Here is a 6,187-nt window from a genome sequence, read left to right on the forward strand (position 1 = left end):
GGGCAAACGCCAGCTCCGCCCTAAGCCGGACGAACGGCCCCTTGCCAACCACCTCGCCAAACGCCATAAACACTGCATGAACCTGCCCGCACAGCAGCACCCGGTGCTCGACCTGTTCCACCCCGCCGTCGGCACTTGGTTCCGGCAACGCTTCGCCACCGTCACCGACGCCCAGGCCCGCGCCTGGCCGCTGATCCACGCCGGCCAGTCGATGCTGCTGGCCGCTCCGACCGGCTCGGGCAAGACCCTCAGCGCCTTTCTCGCAGTGCTCGACGAACTGTTTCGCCAAGGTCTGGAGCACGACGGCGAGCTGCCCGCGCAAACCCAGGTGATCTACGTTTCACCGCTCAAGGCGTTGTCCAACGACATTCGCCTCAATCTCCAGGCGCCTCTCGAAGGCATCGCTCAGGCACTCGCCGAGCAGGGCCTGAAAGCACCACACATCACCACCGCCGTGCGCACCGGCGATACACCGCAAAAAGACCGCGCAGCCATGCGCAAACGCGCACCGCACATCCTGGTGACAACGCCTGAATCGCTGTACGTACTGCTCGGTTCGGCCTCGGGTCGTGCCGGGCTGAACCAGGTGCACACGGTGATCGTCGACGAGATCCACGCCCTGGCCGGCAACAAGCGCGGCTGCCACCTGGCACTGACCCTGGAGCGCCTGCAAGCCCTGTGCGGCCGACCGTTGCGCCGCATCGGCCTGTCGGCCACGCAGCGCCCGGTCGAGCGGGTGGCGCAGTTCCTGGTCGGGCATCAGCGGCCCTGCGCCATCGTCGATGTCGGCCACAGCCGCGAGCGCGACCTGGCCATCGAGGTGCCGCCGGTGCCGCTGGGCGCGGTGATGGCCACGGATGTCTGGGAACTGCTCTACGACCGACTCGCCGCCCTGGCCCGCGAGCACCGCACCACGCTGGTGTTCGTCAACACCCGGCGCCTGGCCGAACGCCTGACCCGGCATCTGAGCGAGCGCCTGGGCCAGGACGCAGTCGCCGCCCACCATGGCAGCCTGGCCAAGGAGCATCGCCTGTCAGCCGAACAGCGCCTGAAGGCTGGTGGTCTGCGGATGCTGGTAGCTACTGCGTCGTTGGAACTGGGCATCGATATCGGCGACGTCGACCTGGTGTGCCAGATAGCCTCGCCCGGCTCCATTGCCGCCTTCCTGCAACGCGTCGGCCGCTCGGGGCACCAGGTCGATGGCATTCCCAAGGGCCGACTGTTCCCTACCTCGCGTGACGACCTGATCGAATGCGTGGCCTTGCTCGACTGCGTGCGCCGGGGCGAGCTGGACCTGCTGCACATCCCCAACGCGCCACTGGATGTACTGGCCCAGCAGATCATCGCCGAAGTCAGCAACCAGCCTTGGCCAGAGCAGGCGTTGTTCGACTGCCTGCGCGCCGCGATGCCCTATGCAGGGCTTGATCAGGCGCATTACCAGGCCCTGCTGCAGATGCTCACCGAGGGTTACAACGGCTGCCAGGGTGTACGCAGCGCCTACCTGCATCGCGACGCAGTGAATGCCACCCTGCGTGGACGTCGCGGCAGCCAGCTCACTGCCCTGACCAGCGGCGGTACCATCCCCGAGACTGCCGACTACAGCGTGCTGCTCGAACCCCAGGCACTGAACATCGGCAGCGTCAATGAAGACTTCGCGGTGGAAAGCATCGCCGGCGATATCTTCCAGCTGGGCAACGCCTCCTATCGCATCCTGCGCGTGGAGCCCGGGCGGGTACGGGTCGAGGATGCCCATGGCCTGCCGCCGACCATCCCCTTCTGGCTCGGTGAAGCGCCGGGGCGCAGTGACGAATTGTCCACCGCAGTCGCGCGCCTGCAGGCACGTCTCGATGAGCAGCTGCAGCAGCATGCAGGCGACCAGTCCCACGTGCTGCAGTGGCTGAAAGCCGACTATGTGCTGGACGACGACAGCGCCAGCCAGTTGCTCGACTACCTGGGCCGTACCCAGCAAGTGCTGGGCGCCCTGCCGTCGCAGCAGACACTGGTGATGGAGCGCTTTTTCGACGAGTCCGGCGGCACCCAACTGATCATCCACTCCCCCTACGGCAGCCGCATCAACCGCGCCTGGGGCCTGGCCCTGCGCAAACGCTTCTGCCGCACCTTCAATTTCGAATTGCAGGCGGCGGCCAGCGAAGATGCGATCGTGCTGTCGCTGTCCACCAGCCACAGCTTCGACCTCGATGAAGTGTGGCGCTACCTGTCGAGCCGCACCGCCGAGCAGGTGCTGGTCCAGGCACTGCTCGACGCGCCGCTGTTTGGTGTGCGTTGGCGCTGGAACGCGGCCGTGGCGATGGCCCTGCCGCGCTTCATCGGAGGGCGCAAGGTAGCGCCGCAGATCCAGCGGATGAAGAGCGAAGACCTGGTCGCCACAGTGTTCCCCGACCAGATCGCCTGCCTTGAAAACATCGTCGGCGAGCGCCAGATTCCCGACCATCCGCTGGTGCAACAGACCCTCGACGATTGTCTGCACGACGCCATGGACAGCGAGGGCTGGCTGGCACTGCTGCGGCGCATGGAAAGCGGCGAGGTGCGCCTGCTCAGCCGCGACCTGCCCGCCCCCTCACCGCTGGCCGCGGCCATCCTCAATGCTCGTCCCTATGCGTTTCTCGACGATGCACCGCTGGAGGAGCGCCGTACCCAAGCGGTGCTCAACCGGCGCTGGAACGAGGTAAGCAGCGGCGACGACCTCGGCGCGCTGGACGCCGATGCGATCAGTGCGGTCGCGGATGAGGCCTGGCCAAGACCGCTCAACCTCGACGAAATGCACGAGGCGCTGATGAGCCTGGGCACGATCACGCAAGCCGAGGTGCAAGCCAACGATGGCTGGGCAGCCCTGCTCGGGCAGTTGGCAGACGCTGGCCGTGCCTGCCGTCTGGACACCTGCGGCCAGCCGCTGTGGCTGGCTCGCGAGCGCCTGAGGTCGATGACCACGCTGTACCCCGACGCTTCGCTCGCCCCTGCCCTGCAGCCATTGCCCGGCTTCGACCAGGTCGTCGATGCGGATAGCGCCTTGAGCGATCTGCTGCGTGGCCGCCTGAGCGCCTTCGGCCCACTCACCCTGGCGCAGATCGCCACGCCATTGAGCCGCAGCGAGAGCGACGTCGAACAGGCGTTGGCGCGGCTGGAGCGCGAAGGCTATGTCTTGCGCGGGCACTTCAGCCCAGGCCAGCCGCCACTGCAATGGTGCGAGCGTCACCTGCTGGCACGCATTCACCGCTATACCGTCAAGCGCCTGCGCCGGGAGATCGAACCGGTCAGCCTGCAGGATTTCATGCGTTTTCAGTTCGACTGGCAGCACCTGAGCCAGGAGGAACGCCTGCGCGGGCCGCAGGCGGTAGCGCAGGTGCTCGGACAGCTCGAGGGCTTCCCCTGCGCCGCCGGGGCCTGGGAGGCGGAGCTGTTGCCTGCGCGGATCAAGGACTACAGCCCGCACTGGCTTGACGACGCCTGTCGCAGTGGCCAGTGGGCCTGGACGCGGCTGGCCGCCACTGTGTCGAGCAGTACCCTGTCGAGCACGCCGCTGGTGCTTCTGCCGCGCGAACGCCTCGCCCTGTGGCGCAGCCTGGCCAGCATTCCGTCGCCCGAGGCGCTCGGCGCACGGGCACAGCGCGTGCACCAGGCTTTGCAGGCCCATGGCGCGCTGTTCTTCGACGAGCTGGCCGAGCAAGCCCGCCTGCTGCCCAGCGAGCTGGAAAACGCCCTGCAGGAACTGGTCGGCTCGGGGCTGGCGGGCGCCGACAGCTTCAGCGGTCTGCGCAGCCTGATAACGCCGGCGGCCAAACGTTCGTCACGCAATAGCCGCCGCGGTCATCCACCGCTGTCCAGCAGCATGGTGCAGGCCGGTCGCTGGGCGCTGCTGCGGCGCAGCGCTGGCGAACAGGACAGCGACCAGCGCCTGGAACGTATAGCCCGCAGCTTGTTGCGTCGTTATGGGGTGATCTGCTGGCGCCTGCTGGAGCGCGAAAGCGCAGCACTACCGCCATGGCGCGAACTCCTGCGTTGTTATCACCGGCTGGAGGCACGCGGGGAAATCCGTGGCGGGCGGTTCATTGCCGGGCTGGCCGGCGAACAGTTCGCCCTGCCCGAAGCCGTGGGGTTATTGCGCCAGGTGCGGCGGCGGGAAGTGGACGGGGCGCTGGTGGTGGTCAGCGCCAGCGATCCATTGAACCTGGTCGGCACCCTGCTGCCTGGTAGCAAGCTACCGGCTGCGGGGGGCAACCGCCTGCTGTATCGCGACGGCGTGCCGGTGGCAGTGCGGATCGCGGGCAACTACCGGTTTCTGATCGAGGGACCGGCCGAGGAACAGCAAACCTGGCGCCAGCGCCTGTTGCGCGACAACTGAGCGCACCTAAACCTTCGCGGCAAACCCTGCAAAACGCTTGTTGAACCCGGCCACTCGCCCCTCGACAGTCGTTTTGCGCTGCTGACCGGTGTAAACCGGGTGCGATGCACTGGACACATCCAGCGCCACGTAGGGGTAGGTCTGGCCGTCGCTGTGAACCTGGGTGCGATCCGTTTCCACGGTCGATCCGATCAGAAAGAACACATCCGCCGCCGTGTCGTGGAACAGCACGGGACGATATTCGGGATGGATACCTGCTTTCATGAAAATCACCTCGGTCATAAAGTTGATACTTTATAACATACTACATTGAGAATGATTTTCGATACCCGAAATTTCATTTTCCCTCGCCTTTCGTCCGCTGGCCATTTGTCACCCGACCGGGCTATGGTCGGGGTTTGCCCAGGCCCCTGAGCCTGATTGACCGAAGCATTCGCAAGGATTTTCGCATGAGTCTGTCACTCCTCAGCCGTTACGCCGTGTTCGCTGCCTGTGTGCTGTTCACCTTGGCCAGCCTTCCCTTCCTGCACCACGAATGGCTGTGGCCCTTCACCCTGACCACCGCCGTGCTCAGCCTGATCGGCCTGTTCGACCTGCTGCAGAAACGCCATGCGGTACGCCGCAACTACCCGATTCTGGGCAACATTCGCTACCTGGTCGAAGGCATTCGCCCGGAGATCCGCCAGTACCTGCTCGAATCCGACAGCGATGCCCTGCCCTTCTCCCGCGCCCAGCGCTCGCTGGTGTACGCCCGCGCCAAGAACGAAGCCTCCGACAAACCCTTCGGCACCCTGATCGATGTGTATCAGTCGGGTTTCGAGTTCATCGGCCACTCCATGCGCCCCGCACCACTGGCCGACCCGACAGGTTTCCGCATCACCGTCGGCGGCCCGCAGTGCAGCCAGCCTTACTCGGCATCGATCTTCAACATCTCGGCCATGAGCTTCGGTTCGCTCAGTGCCAACGCCATCCGTGCCCTCAACGAAGGTGCCCGGCTCGGCAACTTCGCCCATGACACCGGCGAAGGCAGCATCAGCCCCTACCACCGCGAGCACGGTGGCGACCTGGTCTGGGAACTGGGCAGCGGCTACTTCGGCTGCCGTACCGCGGACGGACGCTTCGACCCCGCGCGCTTCGCCGAGCAGGCCGCCAACCCACAGGTGCGGATGATCGAAATCAAGATGAGCCAGGGCGCCAAGCCCGGCCACGGCGGCATCCTGCCCAAGCACAAGGTGACCCAGGAAATCGCCGACACCCGCGGCATCGTCATGGGCGAGGACTGCATCTCGCCGTCTCGCCACAGCGCGTTCTCCACGCCCATCGAAATGATGCAGTTCATCGCCCAGCTGCGTGAACTGTCCGGTGGCAAGCCAGTTGGTTTCAAGTTCTGCCTGGGCCATCCCTGGGAATTCATGGGCATCGCCAAGGCCATGCTGGAAACCGGCATCCTGCCCGATTTCATCGTCGTCGACGGCAAGGAGGGCGGTACCGGCGCCGCCCCGGTGGAGTTCACCGACCACATCGGCGTACCCCTGCGCGAGGGCCTGCTGTTCGTGCACAACACCCTGGTCGGCCTGAACCTGCGCGACAAGATCAAGCTCGGCGCCAGTGGCAAGATCGTCAGTGCCTTCGACATCGCCAGCGTGCTGGCCATCGGCGCCGACTGGGCCAACTCTGCACGCGGCTTCATGTTCGCCATCGGTTGCATCCAGTCGCAGAGCTGCCACACCAACAAGTGCCCGACCGGCGTTGCTACCCAGGACGCCCTGCGCCAGCGCGCACTGGTGGTGCCCGACAAGGCCCAGCGGGTGCTCAACTTCCACCACA

Annotated in this window: 3 protein-coding genes; 2 read left to right on the forward strand and 1 reads right to left on the reverse strand. The window is 65.9% G+C overall.

Annotated elements, in window-relative coordinates:
* Positions 1-76 precede the first annotated feature (76 nt).
* Positions 77-4,360 carry a DEAD/DEAH box helicase gene (locus tag VA602_RS01810; protein ID WP_323452323.1) on the forward strand — a complete coding sequence of 1,428 codons (4,284 nt, stop codon included), beginning with the start codon at positions 77-79 and terminating at the stop codon, positions 4,358-4,360.
* A gap of 6 nt (positions 4,361-4,366) precedes the next feature.
* On the opposite strand, the gene VA602_RS01815 is transcribed toward VA602_RS01810, so the two are convergent.
* The gene (locus tag VA602_RS01815; RefSeq protein ID WP_054891864.1) at positions 4,367-4,624 is read right to left on the reverse strand and encodes a type B 50S ribosomal protein L31; all 258 of its coding nucleotides are present in this window, start codon (positions 4,622-4,624) and stop codon (positions 4,367-4,369) included.
* 185 nt (positions 4,625-4,809) lie between these two features.
* Here VA602_RS01815 and VA602_RS01820 point away from each other — a divergent pair.
* Positions 4,810-6,187 (forward strand): FMN-binding glutamate synthase family protein (locus VA602_RS01820; protein WP_323452324.1); only part of this gene is annotated, 1,378 nt, incomplete at its 3' end.

The sequence above is a fragment of the Pseudomonas machongensis genome, from assembly GCF_034961125.1.
GTDB classification, from domain to species: Bacteria; Pseudomonadota; Gammaproteobacteria; order Pseudomonadales; family Pseudomonadaceae; genus Aquipseudomonas; species Aquipseudomonas machongensis.

Bases quoted from the DNA above. Each gene is read 5' to 3' on its own strand.
- VA602_RS01815 (WP_054891864.1), bottom strand. From the start codon at position 4,624: ATGAAAGCAGGTATCCATCCCGAATATCGTCCCGTGCTGTTCCACGAC.
- VA602_RS01810 (WP_323452323.1), top strand. From the start codon at position 77: ATGAACCTGCCCGCACAGCAGCACCCGGTGCTCGACCTGTTCCACCCC.